Origin of the sequence: Xenorhabdus santafensis (assembly GCF_033949405.1) — a bacterium.
In the GTDB taxonomy this organism is placed as follows: Bacteria; Pseudomonadota; Gammaproteobacteria; order Enterobacterales; family Enterobacteriaceae; genus Xenorhabdus; species Xenorhabdus santafensis.
The window spans coordinates 1-24,705 of the sequence record NZ_VCDN01000078.1; the positions used below are offsets into that span (position 1 = coordinate 1).

Genomic DNA, 24,705 nt, shown 5'->3' on the forward strand with positions numbered 1-24,705 from the left:
CCAGCTGAGCTACGTAGCCATCTTTTTTCGCTTTGCCTTCATCGGCGGTGCGGGGCGCATTATGCGTATATCAGACAGATGCGTCAACTGCTTTTTTAAAGAAATATGCACAAAATCGTTTGTTTGTTCGTCCTGTAATCGTTTTGTCGACAATCATAGCAAAAACGGTTGAATTATCCTCCAAGAAGGTGTTGCAGCAGTACACCATTAAGCATAGCGCGTTTTGTTAGTGCGAATGCACCGATCGCAGAGTAATGATTTAGCTTCGAAACAACGACAGGGAGATCTTCACGAAATTCTTTCAGGACTTGCGTATTGATGCAGCTCTGAATGGCCGGGAGTAATACCCGCTCTGCTTCCGTGATATCTCCAGCTATAACGATTTTTTGAGGGTTAAATAAGTTAATGGCGATAGAGAGAGCTTTGCCAAGATAAAGCCCGACTTGCCTGATAACTTCTGTTGCCAGTGGATCGCCTTCATTGGCCGCGAGACAAATTGCAAAGATATTGCAGTTATTCAAGGCAAGCTGACTCGGGTATCCCTGACGAAGTTGATGCTGCACTCTGGCTTCGATCGCAGAATTGGATGCGATGGTTTCCAGACAGCCAAAATTGCCGCAATGGCAGCGCTCACCCAGCGGCTCTATCTGGATATGCCCGATTTCGCCCAAATTGCCGCGTTTATTAAGCAGGATATTGTTGTTGATGATGACACCCGCACCTGTGCCACGATGGATACGTACCAAAATGGAGTCTTCACAGTCGCGGGTTGCCCCGAAATAACTTTCAGCCAAGGCAAAGCTGCGAATGTCATGCCCGATAAAACAGAAGGTCTTGAAGCTTTCCCTGAGATTATTAACCAGCGGCCAATTATCCACTGGAATGTGTGGCATATAGCGGACAATGCCCTCTTCTGGATCAACCAAGCCCGGCAGGATAATTGAAATAGCGATTAATTCATGGATACGGCGCTGATTTGTGTCGATAAAATTCTCAATGGTGGAAATAATCCGCTTTTCGAGCGCTTGTTGGGTATTTTCCAAGATAGGGTAGCGTTCTTCCGCCAAAGTTTTACCACCCATATTGAATAGCGCCACGGTGGCATCATGGCGCCCAAGCCGAATACCAATGGTATGGAAGCGCTGGGTTTCTGTAATAATAGAAATGGCCCGCCTTCCGCCAGTAGAGGCTTGGTGTTCAACTTCTTTTATCAACCCACGTTCCAATAACTGACGAGTAATTTTGGTTACGCTAGCGGGAGCAAGCTGGCTTTCTTCTGCAATTTGGATGCGAGATATTGGCCCATGTTGGTCAATTAATCGATAGACAACCGCTCCATTTAGCTGTTTAACCAGATCAATGTTACCGATTTGCTTCTGTGCATTCTCACTACTCATCAGACGTTATACTCACGATAGTTGGACTTCATTCCCGTTAACAATGGTTTTGCAGATTTTGAAATCGTGAGTAAACGCGGTCAGATTCGCTACCTTACCGGATTCAATCGTACCGAGGCGTCTATCAACACCCATGGCCCGGGCTGGGTAAAGCGTTACCATCCGCAACGTTTCATCCAAAGCAATACCAACATGTTCAACACTGTTCTTGATGCTATCAATCATTGTGATTGAGGAGCCGCTTAGAGTGCCATTTTCATCAACACATAAGCCGTTTCGATAATATATTGTTTTATTGGCAAAGGTAAATTGCGTCATAGCATCCGGTGCCAATCCCGCAGGCACGATCGCATCCGTGACTAAAATCAGCTTTTCATTTTTCAACTTCTTGGCGTTGCGAATATTGGGCCATGACACATGCAAGCCATCACAAATAATGCCGGCATAGACTTCGGAAGAATCATAAATGGCAGTGATTAACCCGGGTTGGCGGCCTGAAATGGCAGGCATGGCATTATATAAATGCGTAGAGAAGGTTATCCCATTTTGAAAGCCGTGGCGTGCTTCTTCATAAGTGGCATTAGAATGGCCAGCAGAAATAATAATGCCGGCTTCACGCAATCGCTGAATGTACGTATTATCCACCATTTCGGGAGCCAGTGTGATTTTGGTGATCACATCGGCATTCAGGCACAAATAATTCACCATTTCAGAGGTGGGCTTACGAATATAAGCGGTATTGTGAGTGCCTTTTTTTATTGGATTGATATAAGGCCCTTCCAGATGCAGCCCCAGAGCCTGATTTGGATTGTTTTTCAAGTAATCGCGCATCACTTCGATGGCTTTTATCATTAATTCATCGGGGCTGGTAATGAGGGTAGGCAAAAAACTGGTACAGCCATAGCGTTGATTGGTTTTCTGCATAATATGCAGAGTTTCTTCTGAAATATCCTCTAACCGATCATTAAATTGGACGCCACCACATCCATTGACTTGCAAATCGATAAACCCAGGAGAAAGATTGGCGCCATTTAAATCGTGTTTCTCAATACCTTCTGGCAACTCATTGAGTGGACAAACTTGTTTGATTAAACCTTCATCAATGACAACGGCGTGGTTATCAAGCCTGTCATATCCGGTATATATAATGCAATTAGTTAATGCGTACATATTACTTCCTAGCTCCTAAATTAATTCTAGCTGGCGAACTCATTGATAATATCGACTTCTAATTGTCTGAAATATTTCACTGTTTTCACCTTCAGCTCCATTGTTGCAGGCTCGTCGCTGACAATGAGCGATTTTTGGTGCATTTGGAGGCAACTGATCGTCCACATATGATTGATGCTCCCTTCAATCGCGGCTTGTAATGCTTGTGCCTTATTCCTTCCGGTAACCAAAATCATAACTTCTTCAGCATCCATCAACGTGCCTACACCGACAGTTAATGCGTATTGGGGAACTTGTTTTACGTCGTTATCGAAAAAACGAGAATTGGCTGTCCGTGTTTCAATCGTCAGGGTTTTGATTCGGGTACGTGAAGAGAGGGAAGAGGCTGGTTCATTGAAAGCAATATGCCCGTCATTACCGACTCCCCCCATGAATAGATGGATCTTGCCATAGCTTTTGATTTTATTTTCATAACGCTGACATTCAGCATCAATATTATCTGCATTTCCGTTCAATAAATTGATGTTTTCTTCTCTAATATCAATATGATTGAAGAAATTTTGGTACATAAATGAATGATAGCTTTGAGGATGTTCTTCTGGCAGGCCGACATATTCGTCCATATTGAATGTCACAACATGTTTGAAGCTTACTTTGCCTGCCTGATACAGGGAAATGAGTTCCTTGTAAGTGGCTAGTGGCGTACTGCCAGTGGGAAGGCCAAGCACGAAAGGGCGCTCTGCTGTAGGATTGAACTCATTGATTCTACTGACAATATAATGAGCAGACCATCGACCAACATCACTTGCCGTAGTTAAAGGGATCAACCTCATGATTACCTCTTAAAAATTATTTATTAGTTTAATTATGCAAGCCATACACGGTATATGAAAATATCAATGTTACCAATGCGATACGTGTAGCTGAAAAGCACAAGTGTACATCATCCTTCTTGAATCAGCTCTTGAAGTACTCAGTGCGGTATAGATATTTTACATAATAAAATAAGTTTTGTGTGTCAGCTAGTGTTTTGATCAAAAATTTATCTAATCTGGTGATTCTAATCACATATCAGAAGGAATTAATTTGCGATACAAAATAATTTTTTTAGACTAAAAATGCTTTAACAATAAACAAATAAATGATGCCATCCATCATTAATTAACTAAAAGACTCCATTAACGGAGCTTCAAGGGGGCGTGAGTGAATATTCTGAGCTACTTACAACGAATTGGCCGGGCATTGATGGTGCCTGTGGCAACATTGCCGGCAGCGGCAATATTGGTTGGTGTAGGTTATTGGATAGATCCAACGGGTTGGGGCGCAGATAACGCGTTGGCGGCATTACTGATAACGTCAGGCAATGCCATTTTGAACAATATGGGCATGCTGTTTGCAGTAGGTATCGCCTATGGCATGTCGAAAGATAAGGATGGTGCCGCTGCGTTGGCTGGTTTGATCGGGTTTATTGTTGTCATAGAACTGTGTTCCCCGACAGCGATATCCATGATCAAATCGATGCCGATTGAAGAAGTGCCAAAGGCATTTAGTAAGATTAATAACCAATTTATTGGGATCTTGGTTGGTGTTCTGTCCGCTGAATTATACAATCGCTACAGTAACGTCGAATTGCCACAAGCTTTATCTTTCTTTAGTGGCCGCCGTTTAATACCTATCCTGAACTCTTTCTTGATGATTATCGTTTCTTTTATTCTGATGTTCGTATGGCCGGTCGTCTATGATTGGCTGGTGGCATTTGGTGAAAGCATCATGGGGTTAGGGTCAACAGGTGCGGGTCTTTATGCTTTCTTTAACCGCCTATTGATACCTGTTGGTCTGCATCATGCGTTGAACTCTGTATTCTGGTTTGATGTTGCGGGTATCAATGATATTCCCAATTTCCTCGGTGGGCAGAAATCCATTGAAGCAGGAACGGCTGTTATGGGAATAACTGGTCGCTATCAGGCAGGTTTCTTCCCAATCATGATGTTTGGTTTACCTGGTGCAGCATTGGCAATTTATCACTGCGCCCGGCCTGAAAATAAAGCTAAGGTTGCCGGTTTGATGATGGCAGGTGCATTTGCCGCCTTTTTTACCGGGGTCACAGAGCCGCTCGAATTCTCTTTCATGTTTGTGGCACCGGTGCTTTATGTGTTGCATGCCATCATGACGGGGATTTCAGTCTATATCGCGGCAGCAATGCACTGGATTGCCGGTTTCGGTTTCAGTGCAGGGTTTGTTGATATGTTGCTGTCCTCACGCAACCCATTGGCGGTTCATTGGTACATGCTGATCCTACAGGGTTTAGTGTTCTTCTGCCTTTACTATGTCGTATTCCGTTTCACCATCAAAAAATTCAATTTGATGACTCCGGGGCGTGAAATGCCTGTGGCAGGGCAAGCAGAGAGTTACGATCTTAACATCGCGAAAAAAGACAATCATTCTGGCACCAATATTCAGGAAGAAGCTCGTCAATACATTGCGGTAGCAGGGGGCACAGATAATCTGACAAACATAGACTCCTGCATTACTCGTTTACGCTTGTCAGTGAAAGACTCCGGCGTAGTCAATGAAAGATTGGTAAAAAGCCTTGGTGCTTCTGGCGTTATTCGCCTGAATAAACAAAGCGTGCAGATTATTGTCGGAACCCGGGCGGAATTAATTGCCAGTGCCATGAAAGATGTATTGGCACAAGGTGTTCATATTGAAGCAATGGTAGAAACCCTGCAGGTTGGGGAAGATGCTCCGGCCAAAAAAGAACGTAATAAGAAAAGTGAGGCGATCCTGACTTTGATTGCGCCAATGGCAGGTGAATTGGTTAAATTGGAAGATGTCCCTGATGAAGCGTTTTCCAGTAAATTAGTTGGAGAAGGCATCGCGATAAGACCCGCTTCCAATACTGTTTTTTCACCTATTGCGGGCACCGTGGTAAAAGTTTTCGATACCAACCATGCGGTATGTATTGAAGCAGATAATGGTGTTGAAGTCATTGTTCATATAGGTATTGATACCGTTTCATTAAATGGCAGAGGTTTTGAACGCTTAACTGAGGAAGGGGCGAGAGTAAACGCAGGAGATCCAATATTGAAGCTGGATCTAGATTACTTGAATGTCCATGCTAAATCGATAATAAGCCCGGTTGTTATCAGCAATATTGATGATTACTCAGGGATTATCATTATGGCGCAAGGGCAAGTTATTGCCAAAGAATCCAACTTATTTCAGGTTATGAAATAAGCGAAATTTGTTGCATCGATTTATTTGTAATTGCGTTCCTATCTGATCGGCCGTGCTGATGAGCGTGATGCGCAGTAGCGTTATCCGTTGATCACACGGCCGAATTTTCAAAGGTTGGTGACAAAACGATGTCAGACGCTTTAAGTGTCATATAGTTTATGGATTTCGAGTTATATTGAGGCGGTAAGGGGGAACTCGGAGAGCATAAATAGCGAATAACGTAGCACCAATACCTAAGAATGAAAGTTGGCAAATGATAAAACTTATCTATAACCCCCCTTAATTGGCTACTTTTATTAATGTTACGTGAAAACTATATCATCATGCATGCTGCACAAAACCTTCTGTGCTTCGAACGATTCTGCCAACTGCTGGACAAATTATTGCTCTTCCTATCACATTTCTATCACAGCCCTAACTTCAAGATTCCGATTATATTCCGTAATAAGATAATTTTTTAATGAAATTAATTTTTTGATAAACAATGCTCGCATAAAAAACACATTTTGCAGGGATTGTCGTTACTTCTACTTTTAAGGAGTCAGATGGATGAATAACAAGACTGTGACTGCACAACACAAAGAAATTGAACGATTGCCAATTCCAGCATTGCTTGCTTTGGCAGTCGCAGCGTTTATTACATTGTTGACTGAAATCATGCCGGCAGGGTTGCTTTCTTCTATTGCAGAAGGTTTGAGTGTCTCGGAAAGTCTGGCAGGTCAATTTATTACCGCCTATGCGGTAGGAGCGTTGGTCGCGGCAATTCCGGTGACGACTCTGACGCAAGGCATTTGCCGACGTCCTCTTCTGTTGACAGCAATTTTTGGCTTTGCTGTTGTCAATCTTATCACGGCGCTTTCCGATAATTATCACGTCTCACTGGTCACTCGCTTTGTTGCAGGCATTTTTGGTGGAATTGTTTGGTCATTACTGGCTGGCTATGCAGTCCGTATGTCACCGTCCCATCTCAGCGGAAGGGCTATTGCAATATCAGGCGCAGGGGCGACCATCGCTCTGGTACTCGGTGTGCCTCTGGGTTCATTACTTGGTCAATTCATCGGTTGGCAAGGGGCTTTTGGCTTGATGACAGCGATAGCATTATTGCTCATCGTATGGGTGATCGCTGTTGTACCCGATTTTCCCGGTCAGCCCAAGGAGCAACGCCAATCTCTCGCTGGTGTATTGATGAAAACAGGGATACGTTCCGTATTATTTGTGGTCTTTACTTTCATTATTGCCCACAACATTCTTTATATTTACATAGAGCCTTTCCTTGAATCTTCAGGTTTATCCAAAAATGTCGACTTCATCCTCCTTATTTTTGGCATTGGCTCTATTGTGGGTTTATGGTTTGTCGGCACCATGATCGATCGCCGATTACGATTCCTTGCAGTAACGAGTATCGCTATTTTCATTTTAACCGCTCTGTTGCTCGATTTTTGGGGCAATATTCCACAAATGGTTTACCTGTGTATCGCTATTTGGGGTCTTGCTTTCGGTGGATTTGCGACTATTACTCAAACTGCATTATCACGTTTCTCGGGTAGCTCGGTTGATGTTGCACAAGCTATTTATACAACAGGATGGAACACAGCAGTTGCCGTTGGTGGTGTTATCGGCGGTATTTTACTTGATAGGTCGGGCGCAACATCTTTTGCATGGATGATAACTCTCCTCCTCATTGTTTCTTTATCAGTTACCGCTTTTTCCATGAACAAAGCGTTAGCAAGTAAGGGCTAGATATTATGCGGAGATCTTGATTAGGCTCCGCATATCTTTTGGTTAGAAAATATATGTTTTTTATAAGGTGATCTTATAAAGAACACCTTATAAATTTAGCTAATTTATATGAATGCTGAACTTATTATTTTCCAATTAAATTTATGGCTGGATCATCAGGTGTATTAATATTATTAATACGTTGAGATAGTCCAAAATCATCTGGATCATTTTCTATGGAAAATAAATTATATCCTTTTTGAATATGAGAGTTTTCAATTCCCATCCAATTGGCAATACCATCTACCAACATAAGGCCAGATTTGAATGCGTTGTATTGTTTTCGAGTATTGTCATCACTTGATACTTTTAATAAAGGAATATCATAGTGTCTTTTGCTTTCCTGATTATTGCTGAAATCAACTATCCCAGCGTGCTCTCTATGAGCTAATCCATGATCTGAAAAATATATCATAGAGTAACTTCGACCTGATTTTTTGTAATTTTCAGATAGTTTTTTATTTATATCTTTTAATATGTCGTCGGTTTTATTTATTGAGGATATATAACATGATAAATAATCATATTTTTTATCTGTTACTTGCATTATGCGCTTATAGTCTGCTATGCGGCTACAGGCATTAGGATGAGACCCATATAAATGCAAAACAAAAAATCTTTTCTTTTTTGAATCAGAGGATAAAAAGTTGTTAAATTTATCTACCAATGAAAAGTCACTTGTATTGGAGGATTGATAATCGCCACTTTTTAAAAAGAATTTGTAGTCACTTTTGTTCGCAATTGCTGAGATTGGAGTGTCAAAATAACCGAGATAACCTTGATTGGATAGCCAATATGTACTAAATCCTGCTGATTTTATTAAATCAATTAATCCTAAATTATAATTTGGTTGCCAGTTTTCTTTATCTGACTTTGTTAGCATTAATCGTAAAGAGGATACAGTATTAGTTCCCGCACTAGTAAATCCATCAATTAATACTCCATTTGTTTTATCCATAAATGGCGTGTTATCAATTGGATAACCATACGCATGATGATAATCTCGCCTTGCACTTTCTCCTATGATTAATACGTAATCATCATAATAAGAGGTTTTTTCTGATAATGTGCTATTTCCCCATGCGCTTTTTATATCTAAGGAGTTTAGTTTAATGAGTTCCTCTTTTACTTCTATAAAGGAGTTGTATATCTTAGTGAAGAAACTAAAAGGCTTTTGGGGCAATAAAGCTATAATTATAGCCAAGCAAAGAAATGTTTTATTGCGATGGTAAAAAACACCTAGCTTTATTGATGAAAATCGAAACAGAATTACAAAAAAAATGATGGAAAGTGCATAAATCCAATTTGTGAATGGGATTTGTTTCAGAAATTCGCTACTTTCCTGAACATTTGTTGCGAAAAATGACATAATATATTGGTAAGATGGGCCGCCAAAAGTAATACCAACAGGAGCATATATGCTATAAGCTATCGTTATAGGTAAGGCAATAAGGTAAAATGCTTTTTTTGAAGAGTTTAATATGGCAAACAGTAAAGTTAAAAGAAAAATATCTTTTTCTGATGAACTTACTGCTGCACTTTTTAGCATCATTTTTGAAGCCATGAAAATAAAAGCGAGTGGTATAATTGCTTTTAAAAAACATTTACTAAATAAAAACAAACGCTCTTTGAGATTGAAAAGGTTTATGTTAGGCATTGAACTATATTTTCTACAATTTTAATGTTGACCACGAAATATAATATAAAGTGGTACGATTTTTATATGTGTGTATTTTCTTTAAATTGATGTAATACTATATATATTCTTAATATTATTTCTCAGTGCTTGTTTCTGTAACGACCCTAATAATATGAGCATGAATTAGTAAGATAAAAAGTATTGGGTTGAGTATTTAATGACCTCAGAAAGGCATCATATTTTGCTGCAATAAATTGTTTGAAAGCGAGTTTGTTGTTTCTATAACGTTTTGATATTACTGAATGATTATTCATAAGTATCATTTCCGGATCAATGACGGTGATTACGCCTTGAGGTATTTTGGAGTATTTTGAAAACAACATAGAGTTTCCCTTTACTCCAAGCCAAAAAGTATGCGATGAACATTTGATAGAAGCTTTATACCTCTTTTTAACATGATTTGCATAGTATTTTTGTGTGAGATCAATGTATCAATGATCTGATTCTGTTCAATCAAGGAATTCATTGGAGTAGGTCTTGTCCTGCATTCACAGCAATGGGCCGTTTTAAACATCTGTACTCTCTGCTCTATCAATCTCCTTTATATGAAAATCCCTCTAATACAAAAGGAGGGCATATACAGGTAAAGCTATGTCGCTGAGCCCAATCATCGGGGGGATTAAGATGCGGTGAAATACTGCAACTGAAGTTGACAGTAAGTATACATATTGATCTAAAGGGGAGATTAGTTCATAAAACTGAGCGGGGCAATAAACATTAGATACTATTTACTTCATTTACCGCTAACTAAGTGTTGTTTCTCAGTGCCTCTTGTTAGATTATAAGGGGTTATATTGAAGCGCTTTTTGCATTGAGGAAAAAACGATGAGTGAGGCAGATGCCCGCCCGACAAACTTTATTCGTCAGATTATTGACGAAGACTTGGCAACTGGTAAACATACATCCGTACATACCCGTTTCCCGCCTGAACCTAACGGTTATCTGCATATCGGTCATGCTAAATCGATATGCCTGAATTTCGGCATCGCTCAAGACTATCAGGGACAATGCAACCTACGTTTTGACGATACAAACCCGGTTAAAGAAGATATCGAATACGTTGAGTCTATCCAGAATGACGTAAAATGGTTGGGTTTCGAGTGGAGCGGCAATATCCGTTACTCTTCTGACTATTTCGATACGCTGTATCAATACGCCATTGAGTTAATCAATAAAGGATTGGCGTATGTTGATGAGTTGAGTCCGGAAGAGATCCGTGAGTATCGTGGCACTTTGAAAGCGCCGGGCAAGAACAGCCCGTATCGTGATCGCAGCGTGGAAGAAAACTTAGCTCTGTTTGAAAAAATGCGGGCTGGTGGTTTTGAGGAAGGCAAAGCGTGTCTGCGTGCCAAAATTGACATGGCATCCTCGTTTATTGTTATGCGCGATCCGGTGATTTACCGCATTAAATTTGCTGAGCATCACCAATCAGGCAACAAATGGTGCATCTACCCGATGTACGATTTCACGCACTGCATTTCCGATGCATTGGAAGGGATCACTCATTCTCTTTGTACGCTGGAATTCCAGGATAACCGTCGTTTGTACGATTGGGTATTGGATAACATCACCATTGATTGCCATCCACGTCAGTACGAGTTTTCTCGTCTGAATCTGGAATATACCGTGATGTCGAAGCGCAAGCTGAACCAATTGGTGACAGAAAACATCGTGAGTGGTTGGGATGATCCACGCATGTTGACCATTTCGGGTTTGCGCCGCCGTGGTTACACTGCCGCTTCCATTCGTGAATTCTGCCGCCGCATTGGTGTCACCAAGCAAGACAATAACGTTGAAATGGCATCACTGGAATCCTGCATCCGCGATGATCTGAATGAAAACGCACCGCGTGCGATGGCGGTTCTTGATCCGGTGAAACTGGTGATTGAGAACATGCCGGAAGGTGAAGTTATCCTGACGATGCCTAACCATCCGAACAAACCGGAAATGGGCAGCCGTGAAGTGCCATTCAGCCGTGAATTGTATATTGATCGTGCCGACTTCCGTGAAGAAGCGAACCGTCAATATAAGCGTTTGGTTCTGGGTAAAGAAGTGCGTTTGCGTAATGCATATGTGATTCAGGCAAATCGCGTTGAAAAAGACGCGGAAGGCAATATCACCACAATTTATTGCCAATACGACGAGCAAACACTGAACAAAGATCCGGCCGATGGCCGCAAGGTTAAAGGTGTTATTCATTGGGTAAGTGCTACGCACGGCGTCCCGGCGGAATTCTATCTGTATGACCGTTTGTTCAGCGTACCAAACCCAGGCGCAGAAGATGATTTCTTGTCTACCATTAACCCTGAATCACTGACAGTGCGTAAAGGGTTTGTAGAGCCGGGATTGGCGAACGCACGCTCGGAAGATAACTATCAGTTTGAGCGTGAAGGGTATTTCTGTGCTGATAGCCGTCTTTCAAGTGCTGAGCACTTGATTTTCAACCGGACTGTTGGCTTGCGTGATACTTGGGCAAAAATTTCACAAGCGTAAGGTAACTCTGGTTATCTAACCTGTACAGCTCATAAAAATGTTAACAAACCCCGTTGAAATAACGGGGTTTTTTGTTCTTCTGACCAATCGGTTAGATTAACCAGATTGAGTGACAATAGCGTGGGCTTGCCAGCGCGGCTGCTATTTTGATCTTAACAGCATCGTAATGAAAATTAACTCCTTCCCCCAGAGATTAAAAATTGCCTTATAGTCCTATATTGTATAGGGTTATTAGCTAGCCAAATTTGTACATTATTTGTTCTAAAATTTGCCCCATCGAAAAAAATAATAAATTCGGACGAGGTAATTTATGAAAACCGTTAAATTACGGACATTGGCAGCACTCATCACAGCAGTTGGTTTTATGGGGATTACCTATGCAGAAATGTCACCACAGGTATCACAACAAATGTCATCACAGCAAGTTGTGGAATCACTGAGCCAGCTGAAAGTTAATTTCAAGGTTATTGATAATCAAGCCGGATCACACGGCACAGATTGCGCCATTCTGGGCGCGGATTCTGCTGCCTGTAATCGGGTCAACATTACTTTGAGTAATGGCTCCCAAGCGATAAATGCAGCGGATTGGGCTATCTATTTTCACAGCATCCGCCAGATCCTGAAACTCGATAATGATCAATACAAAATCACTCATATCACAGGTGATTTGCATAAATTGGAACCGACAGAGAAATTTAAAGGCATCAAGGCCAATGAACGCATTGTATTGCCTATTATTGGCGAATATTGGCAAATTTTCAGTACAGATTTTATGCCGCGTTGGTACGCCACATCTGGTGATGCGATACCAAAGATACTGAAAAATACTGATACGGAAAATATCAGTGAATTTTTGTCTGATCTGGAAGGCGAGCAGTGGAAACGTACCATTGATGATCACAATGTTCTGATGACACCTGAAAATCGCTTCAAGAAAAATATCCAGATGGCAAAAATTAGCGAGGATAAATTACGTGGGCAGATTATTCCTACGCCGCAAGAATTAACCATCCATTCCCAAGATGTTGATTTATCCCGTGGTGTTAAATTGGAGCTGGGAGGGCTGGACGACCCATCCATTAAAGTTATCAGAGAGCGTTTCAAATCCTACAATATTGCACTGGCTGATAATGGCTATCAAATTGCAACCCAAATCAATGCAAACAAATTTAATAATCATTGGCGGGTGAAAGGTGCATATTCGCTGGAAATCACAACCAAGGGAGCGCAAATCATTGCGTTTGATCAGTCCGGTGTCTTCTATGGCCTGCAATCTTTGCTTTCTTTACTCCCTGCTAATGGCACCCCAAAAATCGCGACATTAATGGCAAAAGACGCACCAAGATTTGAATATCGTGGCGTATTTTTAGATGTTGGCCGTAATTTCCACAGTAAAGAAGCGGTCTTGCGCCTGCTTGATCAAATGTCCAACTATAAGCTGAACAAATTTCACTTCCATTTAAGTGATGATGAAGGCTGGCGCCTGGAGATCCCTGATTTGCCGGAATTGACTGACGTTGGCAGTCAACGTTGCCATGATTTGAGTGAAACTTGGTGCCTGCTGCCGCAATTGGGTTCAGGGCCGGATAACAATAACATGGGCAGCGGTTATTTTAGCCGTCAGGATTATATTGATATTTTGAACTATGCCAAAGCCCGGCAGATAGAAGTTATTCCGGAGATTGACATACCTGCCCATGCCCGTGCCGCAGTGGTATCGATGGAAGCGCGTTATAACAAATTGATGGCTCAGGGAAAGGAGCAGGAAGCTAACGAATACCGCTTGCTTGATCCGACTGACACCTCAAATACGACGTCTGTGCAGTTCTATGATCGCCGAAGCTACCTTAATCCATGCATGGATTCTTCCAAGCGATTTATCGACAAGGTGATCGGTGAAATTTTTTCCATGCACAAAGAAGCCGGATTGCCATTGAATACTTGGCATTTTGGTGGCGATGAAGCAAAAAACATCCGTCTGGGGGCGGGATATCAGGATAAAGATGGGCCAATTGTGCCTCATAAAGGTATTATTGACCAAAAAATTGAAGATAAACCTTGGGCAAAATCTCAGGCTTGTCAAAAGATGATTGCTCAAGGTGTCATCAAAGATGTTGATGAGCTTGCCAGTTATTTTGCCATTGAAGTCAGCAAAATCGTCAGATCGCATGGCATTGATACGATGCAGGCATGGCAGGATGGGTTGAAACACGCCAAATCAGCAAAAGATTTTGCCACCAAGCACGTAGCGGTCAACTTCTGGGACACGCTCTATTGGGGAGGTTATGGCTCGGTAAATGATTGGGCGAATAAAGGTTATCGGGTTGTTGTTTCCAGCCCTGATTATGTTTATCTCGATATGCCGTATGAAGTTAACCCGAAAGAGCGTGGTTATTATTGGGCTACTCGGTTTAATGACGAAGAGAAAGTTTTCAGTTTTGCGCCAAACAACATGCCACAAAATGCGGAAACCTCGGTAGATCGCGATGGTAATCGCTTCAATACTGACAGTAATAAACACTGGCCGGGGGCTTATGGAATGTCGGGGCAATCATGGAGCGAAACAGTAAGAACAGATGAGCAGATGGAATATATGATTTATCCGCGCTTACTGCCGCTGGCGGAGCGGGCATGGCATCGGGCGGGCTGGGAGCTTACATATCAGCAGGGCAGGGAATATAAGGGAGGGATAACGCGTTATGTTGATATCAGCGCACTTCATCACGACTGGCAACGTTTTGCCAACCTGATGGGGCAAAATGAACTGGCAAAATTGGATAAGGCGGGGGTTTCATATCGTCTGCCGGTGCCGGGTGGCAGAATTATTGATGGAATATTTGAAGCCAACATTGCACTGCCGGGAATCGCTATTCAATATTCTCTGGATGATGGTAAAACATGGCAAATTTACAATGATAGGCAAAGACCTTCAGTCAGCGGACAGGTGAAAATCCGTTCTGTCAGCAGCGATGGCAAGCGTTTCAGCCGGATAGATGAAGTCAAATCAGTTAGATGAAGTAAACATCCTGCGCTTTAAGCAACCTGCCGATTAGCTTGGGCTAATCGGCAGTAGCTTATTCAAATTAAATCAAACAGCAAAAACTAACAATTTCAATTAATTCTTTAAATTCAATCAGTTTTTATTGTGCTTGCTTCTTATTAATTCTCATCATGCAGTGCATTATCTTTGCGGCAATCACCAACAGCGCAGTGACCATATAAATAGAGGCTATGGTTTGAAAGCTTAATCCCATAACGTTCAGCGATGTTTTTCTGACGTTCTTCAATAAATTCGTCATTAAATTCAATGACTTTACCACAATCGAGACAAATCAGATGGTCATGGTGATGTTGTTGAGTTAGTTCAAAAACCGATTTACCGCCTTCAAAATTATGGCGTGTGACAATGCCGGCATCATCGAACTGATTCAACACGCGATAGACAGTGGCGAGGCCAATCTCTTCACCGATATCAATCAGTTTTTTGTAGAGATCCTCCGCACTGACATGATGGCATTCTGGGTCCTGTAACACTTCCAGAATCTTCAACCGCGGAAGAGTTACTTTAAGTCCAGCATTTTTCAATGCTTTATTGTTGTCGGTCATGCGGATTCAGTCCTGTAACTTGAGTTAAGTGAACTTGTGATACTTAGAGGTATCGTGAGGGAATCATGATTCTGTTTCACGTTGTTGATTATAGGCATGGATATCCAAAATGAAAACCATGCCAGTTCTGCTATCATGACACATTATGCAAGAAAATATCTTGCGGCGGGAACTTATGCTCCCAGAATTTCTGATAGGCTCATTTCAGTCTTGATTTGTTGAACCCAGACGTCAACGCGCTCATCAGTTAATTCTGGCTGACGATCTTCATCAATGGCCAAACCGATAAAGTGGTTGTCATCAGCCATCCCTTTCGAGGCTTCAAAATGATATCCTTCTGTCGACCAGTGACCCACAATAATAGCACCTTTAGGCTCAATAATATCGCGAATAGTGCCCATGGCATCACAAAAATACTCTGCATAGTCTTCCTGATCACCACAGCCGAACAGGGCAACCAGTTTTCCTTCAAAGTTGATCTCTTCCAGTGTTGGGAAAAAATCATCCCAATCACACTGAGCTTCGCCGTAATACCAAGTTGGGATGCCAAGTAGCAAAATATCAAAGGCTTCTATATCTTCTTTGCTACTTTTGGCAATATCGTGAACTTCAGCAACATCAGCACCGCCCAATTTTTCTTGGATCATTTTAGCGATGTTCTCTGTGTTGCCGGTATCGCTGCCGAAGAATATACCTATTATTGCCATAAAATGGGTTAACCTCTTGTTTTCTATGTGTATTTAATTTGTACACATCGCGCTGAAATCAGCAGGAAAAATGTCAGTTTTTATAAAACCAAAAGCGCTATTTTGACCAAACATCCATGACAAATCTGTCAGATTTGTGTGGTGCGTAGCTTCATTGTTGTTGAGTAAAAGCCGTTAATCGGCAAGGTGGTTTTCTTCTGCCAGTTGGGCTAACAGCATTTGTTCAATCAGCTCGCTGCGGCTGATATTACGCTGTTTCGCCAGATGATTCAGTGCATCAACGGCGTCTTCGTTGAGCTTGAGTTCCACTCGACGCAATCCCTTGACTTTATCTCGTCGCAACTGGTTGCGCTTATTGATCCTAAGCTGTTCATCTCTGGACAGCGGGTTTGTTTTAGGTCGCCCTGGCCTGCGTTCATCTGCGAACAAATCCAGTGTGGTGCGATCAGTTTGTTCTTTTGCCATAAATTCAATTGATAAAGGGCGTGTACCAAAATATAGCGGGCAATAATACCTTAGCTGGGCGCGTGTCGCTACTGGTTGATGGGAGAGATTATCGGAATCGGCAATTACGGTGCCAATGCCTTGCGTACCATGCTGGTCAGAAATTCAAAATTTCCTGCCCATTCATAATCCGATTCCATCCCTTTTCTGCCGATAGTTCCATCAATGGTGGTCATTATCCAAGAGGCGGCCTGTTCCGCATTAATTTGCCGATTAATTTCCCCTGCTTCAATACCTTGGCGAATTAACGAGGCTAAGCGTTCCCTGATTTTTCTATCGTTTTCGATAAAAATCTTATAGACGTTGGGATTGCGGCCAGCTTCAGCAATAATTTCGATACCGAGACGGGCATAGCCGGGTGTATCAGTAAAGCGGAGCAGCTCTGCCATGATTTTTTCTATTGTAGCAATGAATGAGTTTTCATCAGTGCAATCAGACAAAATTTGGTCATAGTCCTGATAATCTTCTTCTGCAATAGCTTCGATAATGGCATTTTTGGTCGGGTAATAGTGAAACAAATTCCCGGGGCTCATGCCAGCCGCCTTGCAAATTTCTGCGGTCGACGTTGCATGGAACCCTTTTTCGATGAAACAGGATATAGCCGCATCAAGAATATGTTTGCGTTTGGCTTTCTGTTTTTCCGTTAGTTTTTTCACCTTATCTTCCTCTGCTTGTCAGTGATAATCGAGATCGTCCTTCGTTACCGATGACAATTTTCTAAGATATGGAGTCATAAAATTTTTAAAATCATCCATATAACTATAAATAACGGGGACAAACAGTAAACTCAGCAATGTTGAACTCAGCAGGCCACCAATCACCGCAATCGCCATAGGTGCCCGGAAACTGGCATCTGCCCCGCTGGTTAAGACGAGAGGGATCATCCCTGCAATCATAGCAATCGTTGTCATGATAATCGGCCTGACTCGTTCTCTGCCAGCCTGAATAATCGCTTCATTCCGTGGCATACCAGAACGGGCTCTTTCGAGGATAAATTCAACTAATAAGATAGAGTTTTTGGTTACAATTCCCATCAGCATCAATAGGCCGATAATAACAGGCATATCAATTGCGGCATTATAGAGAAGCAAAGCGATGATAGCACCACCAATGGCAAAGGGCAGGGCGATTAAAATCGTCAGCGGCTGTAAAAAATCTTTGAACAGAATAATCAGGATAGCCAGCACCATCAAAACACTTAACAGCATGGTGGTGGAAAAACGGTCAAACATCTCATCCATGTATTCCACATCACCATAGAGCACTCTTTTGACCTCGGGTGGCAAGTTCTGCAATGAAGGCAATTTATCGATTTGCTCCAGCGCTGTTCCAATTTCAATGCCACTGAGATCGGCTTCAAGAGCGGCCTTGCGCTGGCGGGAAATACGCTCAATTTTGTCCGGGCCGGAAGCAAAAGAAATATCCGCGATGGATTTAATGGGAACATTGGTTCCCGATGTGCTGTTAACATAGAGATCATTCAACACGGTCAGGCTGTCCCGGTTTTCTTTCGATAATAAGACTCGGATAGGCACCTGCCTGTCCGGCAAATTAAATTTAGAGACATTGGCATCACCCGCCCCAATGGTTGCTGTTCTGATGACTGAGCCAATGTTTTCTGTCGTGACACCAGCTCTGGCTGCTTCGGCGATATTGGGGGTAATAATAACCTCTCGCCGTGGCAACGGTTGCAAGATCTGGATGTTTTTCAACCCCGTCACTCCCATCATCTCGTGGCGCAACTGGTTCACGGTTTGCGAGAGGATTTCAGGATTATCACTTGCCAGTACAATTGACACATCTCTGCCACTGTCGTTATTGCCCAAATTATAGCGAATATCCGGGATTTCATTTAAAACAGGCGCCAATGACTGCTCAAATTCTCTTTGTGACAACTTACGCTCATTGATAGGCACTAAGTTGATCAGAATACTGCTTTTATTCTGGTTGATATTGCCGGATGAATCATCTGCTCCGGCAACAGAAAAAATATCAACAATTTCAGGGCGATCTTTCAGCTTATTAATAATGTGCTGCAAGACTTCATCACTTTGGGCTGCTTGTGTTCCCGGAGGGGTTTCAATCTCTATTTTGGCGATACTGACATCGGATTTAGGCAAGAAACCGGATGGCAATAAATCGACCAGACATAATGATCCCAAAAGAAAGACTGCGGCAAGTACTAACGCTGTTTTGCGGAATTTTAATGTCCTATCCAAAAGAGAAAGATATTTCTTGATCCAGTTGGGCATTCCGGCGTCACCTGTTTTATTCTCTTTATCAGGTGACGATTTTTTGGGTAATAGCAAATAAGCCGACATCAGGGGAGTAACCAGTCTGGCCACCAGCAATGAAGACAATACAGCGGCAGATACCGTCACACCGAACGGCACAAAATATTTGCCGACGAAGCCACCAACAAAGCTCACCGGCAGGAAAACCGCAACAATAGTAATCGTAATGGCAATGATGGCGAAACCAATGGCATTTGAGGCCTTTATCGCGGCAATGTAAGGCCGTTCACCCCGTTCAATATATTTCTCGATATTTTCGATTTCGACGATGGCATCATCCACCAAGATACCAATCACCAAGGTCAGTGCCAGCAGCGTGATGCTATTTAACGTGTAACCAAATAGATAGAGCACAATAAACGTCGGCAGAATCGATAATGGCAAAGCGATGGCAGCAATCAGTGTCGCCCGCAAGCTTTTCAGGAAGAAAAACACCACAATAACCGTTAATATGGCACCTTCGAAAAGCGTTTGCATGGTCAGGTTATAACTGTCCACGGTGTATTTAACGTTTGATGTCACCAGCTTGATATCAATATCAGGATGATCTTTTCGAATTTCATCCAATGCCTGTGTAACCCCTTTTTCTACGACCGTATCACTGGAACCTCTTGCACGGTATACAGCAAAACCAACAACCTCCTCGCCATTCAAGCGGGCAATCGTCACCGCCTCTTTATGTGAATCACTGATAGTGGCAATATCGCCCAACGTCACCCAATTATGCTTGTCCAAAGGCAATTTTAATTGGCGCAAATAATCCACTTCGTTTTTCGCGCCTAAAATGCGGATGGTGTGATTTTGCCCGGCAACTGTCATATTTCCGCCGGGAATATTGACATTATTCTGGAGCAATAGATGGTTAATATCAGTAATACTGATCTTTAACGCTGCCATTTTTACCGGATCGGGTTCAACCAAAATTTCCCGGGTTGTTCCTCCCAAACGGGTTATTTTCTGGCTGCCCTGAACCGTTAATAATTTTTTGCTTAACGTATCATCCACAAACCATGACAATTCAGTCAGATTCATATTTTTTGACTGAACGGCATAATTCATAATGGCGCCACCCTCGACATCAATTCGGCTTATCAGGGGTTCTTCTATTGTTTGGGGTAATTCCGCCCGGATTTGGGTAATTTGCTCACGGATATCGTTAATGGCAACGTTAGGATCGACGTTTAAACTGAACTCAACAATCGTGATAGAGACACCATCGGTGATGGTTGAATTAATGTGCCTGATCCCGGGTAAGCCTGAAATGGCGCGTTCTACAGGTTGGGTAACCGCGTTTTCCAGCTCAGAAGGGGACGAACCACTTTGTGTGATCGTGACTGTCACAACCGGAAAAGTAATCACAGGGTTGGCATTAATGGGGAGCTTAACGAAAGAAAATAACCCCGCGACCGTGAGTGCCAAAAAAATAACAATCGTCGGGATTGGCTTCCTGATCGCCCATTCTGATAACTGGAATTTCATCTTATTTTTCCTGTGATGTCAGAGAAACCGTGTCCATTTCCTGTAGGAAGGGCGATGCAGAAACAATGACTTTATCCTTTGATGATAATCCTGACTTTATTTCAATCCAGTTATCAAAAACCCGCCCGGTGATCACTTGTTTTTTCTCGACAATATTATTTTTGCCAACCACAAAGACACTGGCTGTATTTTTATTGGGTGCGGTGTTTTTATCGCTCGTAGCGGCAGCGATCATAGTGACGGCACTATAAGGAATGGCATTGATTGTTTCAGGATTAAGCTGAAATAAGGCGGAGCCGAAATCACCCAACTTGGTATCTTTGGGGGCATTTTCAAGGGCGATTCTGATCTTGCCGATTTGAGTGACGGGATCAATTTTCGGTGAAACATATCTCACTTTGCCGGTTATTTTATTTTCTCCTGTCAGGCTAATAACCGCAGAAGTGCCGGGCTTCACCTGCTTTAAGTGGGAGATAAAGGCGTCGGCTGAAAATTCATATTGGTTATTTTCAATTAACTTAAACAAGAAATTACTGTCAGTCATCATACCGCTGGTGGCGACACGTTCACTGATAACTCCATCTTTGGGGGCGATGATGGTGGTTTTGGCCCGTTGAGTTTTTTCTTCGGCTAATTGTGCCTGTAACTGTCGGTACTCTGCTTTCGCGGCATTGAGGGCAGATAATGACGAGTTTGCCTCCATTTTTAACTTATCGAATTCACTGGCAGCAATCACGCCGGTTGCGCTCAGTGGTTTTGTTCGCTTAAGTTCAGACTGAGCCTGATTATTCATCGCTTCATTTTGTTTGACCAAAGCCAGTGCCTTTTCCAGCTCTGCCTGTGCTCTTTTGACTTTCTCATCCTGAATGGGTGTTTCCAGCGTTGCTAAAATCTGCCCTTGTTTTACATAGTCACCTTCTTCGACCAGAACATCGGTGATGACAAGTTGGGTTAACGCAGGGGTTATCGCAATTTCATTTCTGGCAACTACCGTCCCCAAAATTTTAACTGAAGGCGTAAAAGGAACAGCCTGCACCGTTGTAGTTGAAACGCGCATTTGCTGTTGAGAAGACTCGGCATAGGTATGAAAACTGAATAGAGAAAAACAAAAGCCAAGAAGAGGGAGAAAATTTCTTGCCATTTATCGTCCTTACAGAGGGTGACTTAAGCGATAAGTTATTTATTAGACAGATTAGTCTATCTACAAATTATGTTCAATCGAATTAGATTGCTGTAATAAAACGCGATAGCAGATGATAAATCGTTTGAAGCAAATATACGTGCCAGTTTTTTTGAGAAGGGGGGGTTAAATGGTATTAAGCGCTCATTTTTAATAGTGGCCGTTTAAGCAGGTGGGAAGTATAAAATTTAATCTATTTACTTGTGTTTTCTCCCTTTGAAGTTAAATGACAATGTAACACATGTTTGACAGCGAACGATTGAGGTATACCATGAGTGAAACGACATTTACATTCAGAGTCGATGAAGTTTTAAAAAGCGATTTCTCAGCAGCCGCAAAAGCGCTTGATCGTACAGGAGCGCAGCTTTTACGTGAATTTATGCGTGACTTTGTTCGCAAACAACAGGAAGCATTAGATTACGATGCGTGGTTTCGCAAACAAATTCAAATGGGTATTGACGAAGCCAATACTGGAAATTTAATTTCAGCAGAAGATGTTGAGGCTGATGCAGCGGCATGGCGTACTGAACTGCGAGAGAAGCTGGCTAAAAAATGAAAGCTTAAAATGATTTGTCAATCGAAGTTAGGGATCTCACAGATAAAATGCGTTGCCAATAAATTGAAACCCATCTAACGAGAGACGGGCTTCCAACTATAAAATCTAAGTGATGAATTTAGTTGTATTTAGTTAAGGCACATGATGGCACCTACATATTCATTATACTCCTTGCCAAGTTCATCATCATCAAGGCAATAAGTTTTTCCGTATACATTAGACAACCAATGTCTGTGTCCAGCCGTTGGCCAACCGGTTACTTTGGTCAGCTCCTCTCCCTTATAGTGTTGATTTATTTTTTTAAAGTCGTTTGCAGTAGGTAATTTACATTGTGCATTAGCGGTAGCCCAACTGATACTGCCTTGCCAAAGCTCCCCATTCAATTCTATAGGTTTGTCGCTACCTTTAGACTCAGTTTCCAATAGCGGCCGTTTTACTTTGACACCATTAACATCAGGAATCGCAATCTCATTATTCATATGCCCCCAATAGTTAGCCTTAACCGTATCAGGGCTAGTCACCACAGTAAAAATAACATGCTGTGTCTTCGGAGGAAGAGCAGTAGCCTGATCATTCACGGTGATAACCAATGGTGTCCTCAACCCGATAATAGTTTTATCATCAGTGGCTTCAATAACCAGCTTGCCATCCTGATCAGAGTAGCCTGTATAAGCAGTATCCTTGTCGAAATCCTTATTATCGATCTTCAACTTTACCGTGGAGGAAACTTTATCCGTCTTTGCCCGTCCTGTAGCTTGATCCAGTTTGATTTCAATTGGCACACCACCGATGAGTTGACCATCTTTTTTTTTGGTCTCAATGGTGAATGTCATGGTTTTCCCTTTCTGGGTTTTAAAATCCTCGTCAATTTTCTCAACATCTTTTTCCAGCTTCAGGTCGATTTCGAAGTCATCCGCAACGCCTCTTACTCGGCCACCAGGATTTCCTTTTAAATCTGGGAACTGAGAGGTATCAACATTCTGTACCTTGCCAACGGTTCCATGACCATGCCCCGCTGTATTTTTCCCTCTTGGTTCTACCGCTAATTCGATAACATGACCCGCGTGTTCATCCTTCAGTTCAAGGTCTTCCACTGTGCCTTTTCCTGATCCGGTCACGGTAGTTTGCTGACCTTCCTCTGCAACAATTTCTTGTGCCCTTTTCTTATCATCCTGTTTGCCCCACTTAAAGACAGATGCATCCTCTTCATTTTTCACCTCAGAAGCAAAATCATAGGTTGCGGTAAGAATGCTGCCGGAAGACAAGGTCGACGCTACTTCTTTCATTGCAAGCGTTAAATTGGTAATTTTGGGGCCATCTTTCGGGTCAACGATAGAACCATCTGCATGTCCACCGACCGTGTCATTCTTCTCATCATCAGAGGTATCAACCGATTTTTTATCCCCTGTTATGCCCTTGCCATTTTTAGGTGTCATCACTATTTCCACCACTTTATTGGCATCAGCGGCACTTAATTGATGAATAATTTTGTCGGAATTGTCACTCACATTACCTTTCTTTATGGTGTCATGTTTACTTTCATCCCCTTTATCTTTGGAGTCAAAGCGTCTCAAGACATATTCAGAGTTATCTACTACATAACCTTTATTGGCCATAAAATCATAGCTGACTGTCAGTGGTTCATTGATATACAACTCACCAGTGAATTTCAGGTTTTCAATGGATGGTTTGGCTGCCGGGTCAAGGATAGTTCCCGGTGCACCCCCCATGGGTTTTGTGGCATTGCCTTCTTTATCGGTCATGTCTATATCCACGGTTTTAGCTTCGCCTTCTTTTTGCTGACCATTAATCGGTTTAATGGTAATGGCAATGGTTTTCCCTGAATCTTGCTCGCCCAGCTCTTTCTTCAGAATACGCGAGGTGGTGTCTTCTACCGGTTTAAAATCACTGGAATTAGGCGCTTCCCCCTTGTTATGCCAGGCAAACAGAGAGTTATCTATCGCATCCCCACCGTTGCCATTGAAGTCATAAGTCGCCGTCAGCGATTTTTTAAGCTCCAACTCGCCAGCCAGGACAATCTTGTCAATACTTGGTTTGGCATTCGGGTCAGGTACACCACCTTGATTATTCCCCCCGGTCGTTTGGTTACCGCTTTTCCCTTTACGCAATATGATGGTATGGGGAGTACTGCTCCCAATATTCACCATATTGGCAGGCAATACCGACAATTCCAGTACGGTGTTTACTGCACCGGGCGGAATGATGTAACCGGGTACGCTACCTTTGTCAGTCACATTACCAAACTGCATCAATCCTTCTTGCGTCACTTCGAGTCGAGACAATTTCCCTTCCTTGAGATTCGCGGCCTTAGCCAGTGCTTTCACTTTATCTGCCGTGGTGTTTTCTCCACCCCAAGCAAAGAACGAATGGTCATCCTCATTCCCACCATTAGATTCAAAGTCATACTTCGCGCTTAATTTTTCGCCCAAAGCCATTTGACCGGTGACAGTCAGTCCACTGATAGATGGGGCAGTCAGGGTATCAAACTCCAGCTCTAACGGTTGCGGATTCTTCTTGCCGTCAACGGTCGTGGTCACTGCCCAGTGTCCGGTTTTTGTACCCGCCGTGATCACCACTTCATAC

General features: G+C 42.5%; 17 protein-coding genes. 5 read left to right on the plus strand and 12 right to left on the minus strand.

The window, feature by feature from the left end; genetic code table 11:
• Positions 1-173 precede the first annotated feature (173 nt).
• Genes nagC through nagB form a run of 3 tightly spaced genes read right to left on the minus strand, consistent with a single transcriptional unit; the run spans position 174 to position 3,400 of the window.
• A complete protein-coding gene (nagC, locus tag FE392_RS16685; protein ID WP_319931334.1) occupies positions 174-1,397 on the minus strand; it encodes a DNA-binding transcriptional regulator NagC in 1,224 nt (407 codons plus the stop codon).
• A gap of 12 nt (positions 1,398-1,409) precedes the next feature.
• Complete coding sequence (gene nagA, locus FE392_RS16690) at positions 1,410-2,567, minus strand: N-acetylglucosamine-6-phosphate deacetylase (protein ID WP_319931335.1); 1,158 nt, start codon at positions 2,565-2,567, stop codon at positions 1,410-1,412.
• A 26-nt stretch (positions 2,568-2,593) separates the two neighbouring features.
• Positions 2,594-3,400, minus strand: a complete 807-nt coding sequence (nagB, locus tag FE392_RS16695; RefSeq protein WP_319931336.1) for a glucosamine-6-phosphate deaminase — start codon at positions 3,398-3,400, stop codon at positions 2,594-2,596.
• A 370-nt stretch (positions 3,401-3,770) separates the two neighbouring features.
• Between nagB and nagE the strand changes: the two genes are divergently transcribed.
• On the plus strand, positions 3,771-5,804 hold the full coding sequence (gene nagE, locus FE392_RS16700; RefSeq protein ID WP_319931337.1) for an N-acetylglucosamine-specific PTS transporter subunit IIBC: 2,034 nt from the start codon (positions 3,771-3,773) through the stop codon (positions 5,802-5,804).
• 549 nt (positions 5,805-6,353) lie between these two features.
• Positions 6,354-7,544 carry an MFS transporter gene (locus FE392_RS16705; RefSeq protein WP_319931338.1) on the plus strand — a complete coding sequence of 397 codons (1,191 nt, stop codon included), beginning with the start codon at positions 6,354-6,356 and terminating at the stop codon, positions 7,542-7,544.
• A gap of 124 nt (positions 7,545-7,668) precedes the next feature.
• Here the strand turns inward: FE392_RS16705 and FE392_RS16710 are convergent, their stop codons facing one another.
• Together FE392_RS16710 and FE392_RS21345 are read right to left on the minus strand one after the other, a co-directional pair.
• On the minus strand, positions 7,669-9,240 hold the full coding sequence (locus FE392_RS16710; RefSeq protein ID WP_319931339.1) for a phosphoethanolamine transferase: 1,572 nt from the start codon (positions 9,238-9,240) through the stop codon (positions 7,669-7,671).
• Between the two features lie 146 nt (positions 9,241-9,386).
• Positions 9,387-9,710 carry a S24 family peptidase gene (locus FE392_RS21345; RefSeq protein ID WP_369292878.1) on the minus strand — a complete coding sequence of 108 codons (324 nt, stop codon included), beginning with the start codon at positions 9,708-9,710 and terminating at the stop codon, positions 9,387-9,389.
• Between the two features lie 397 nt (positions 9,711-10,107).
• On the opposite strand from FE392_RS21345, the gene glnS reads away from it, so the two are divergent.
• Positions 10,108-11,775, plus strand: a complete 1,668-nt coding sequence (gene glnS, locus FE392_RS16715; RefSeq protein ID WP_319931340.1) for a glutamine--tRNA ligase — start codon at positions 10,108-10,110, stop codon at positions 11,773-11,775.
• Positions 11,776-12,085: 310 nt separating this feature from the next.
• Entirely contained in the window at positions 12,086-14,791 is a 2,706-nt protein-coding gene (locus FE392_RS16720) for a beta-N-acetylhexosaminidase (protein ID WP_319931341.1), read from the plus strand.
• A gap of 143 nt (positions 14,792-14,934) precedes the next feature.
• Here the strand turns inward: FE392_RS16720 and fur are convergent, their stop codons facing one another.
• From fur to FE392_RS16750, 6 genes are all read right to left on the minus strand, one after another.
• Positions 14,935-15,381, minus strand: coding sequence for a ferric iron uptake transcriptional regulator (fur, locus tag FE392_RS16725; RefSeq protein WP_319931342.1), 447 nt, complete (start codon positions 15,379-15,381; stop codon positions 14,935-14,937).
• Positions 15,382-15,554: 173 nt separating this feature from the next.
• Entirely contained in the window at positions 15,555-16,088 is a 534-nt protein-coding gene (gene fldA, locus FE392_RS16730) for a flavodoxin FldA (protein ID WP_092512587.1), read from the minus strand.
• Positions 16,089-16,262: 174 nt separating this feature from the next.
• A complete protein-coding gene (gene ybfE, locus FE392_RS16735) occupies positions 16,263-16,553 on the minus strand; it encodes a LexA regulated protein (protein ID WP_086108058.1) in 291 nt (96 codons plus the stop codon).
• Positions 16,554-16,657: 104 nt separating this feature from the next.
• Positions 16,658-17,248: a TetR/AcrR family transcriptional regulator gene (locus tag FE392_RS16740; protein WP_319931343.1), complete on the minus strand. Its 591-nt coding sequence runs from the start codon at positions 17,246-17,248 to the stop codon at positions 16,658-16,660.
• 18 nt (positions 17,249-17,266) lie between these two features.
• A complete protein-coding gene (locus FE392_RS16745) occupies positions 17,267-20,365 on the minus strand; it encodes an efflux RND transporter permease subunit (RefSeq protein ID WP_319931344.1) in 3,099 nt (1,032 codons plus the stop codon).
• Position 20,366: 1 nt separating this feature from the next.
• Complete coding sequence (locus tag FE392_RS16750) at positions 20,367-21,506, minus strand: efflux RND transporter periplasmic adaptor subunit (protein ID WP_319931345.1); 1,140 nt, start codon at positions 21,504-21,506, stop codon at positions 20,367-20,369.
• 310 nt (positions 21,507-21,816) lie between these two features.
• Here FE392_RS16750 and FE392_RS16755 point away from each other — a divergent pair, with 310 nt between their 5' ends.
• Positions 21,817-22,101: a CopG family ribbon-helix-helix protein gene (locus FE392_RS16755; protein ID WP_319931346.1), complete on the plus strand. Its 285-nt coding sequence runs from the start codon at positions 21,817-21,819 to the stop codon at positions 22,099-22,101.
• A gap of 128 nt (positions 22,102-22,229) precedes the next feature.
• On the opposite strand, the gene FE392_RS16760 is transcribed toward FE392_RS16755, so the two are convergent.
• Positions 22,230-24,705 (minus strand): adhesion domain-containing protein (locus tag FE392_RS16760; RefSeq protein ID WP_319931347.1); only part of this gene is annotated, 2,476 nt, incomplete at its 5' end.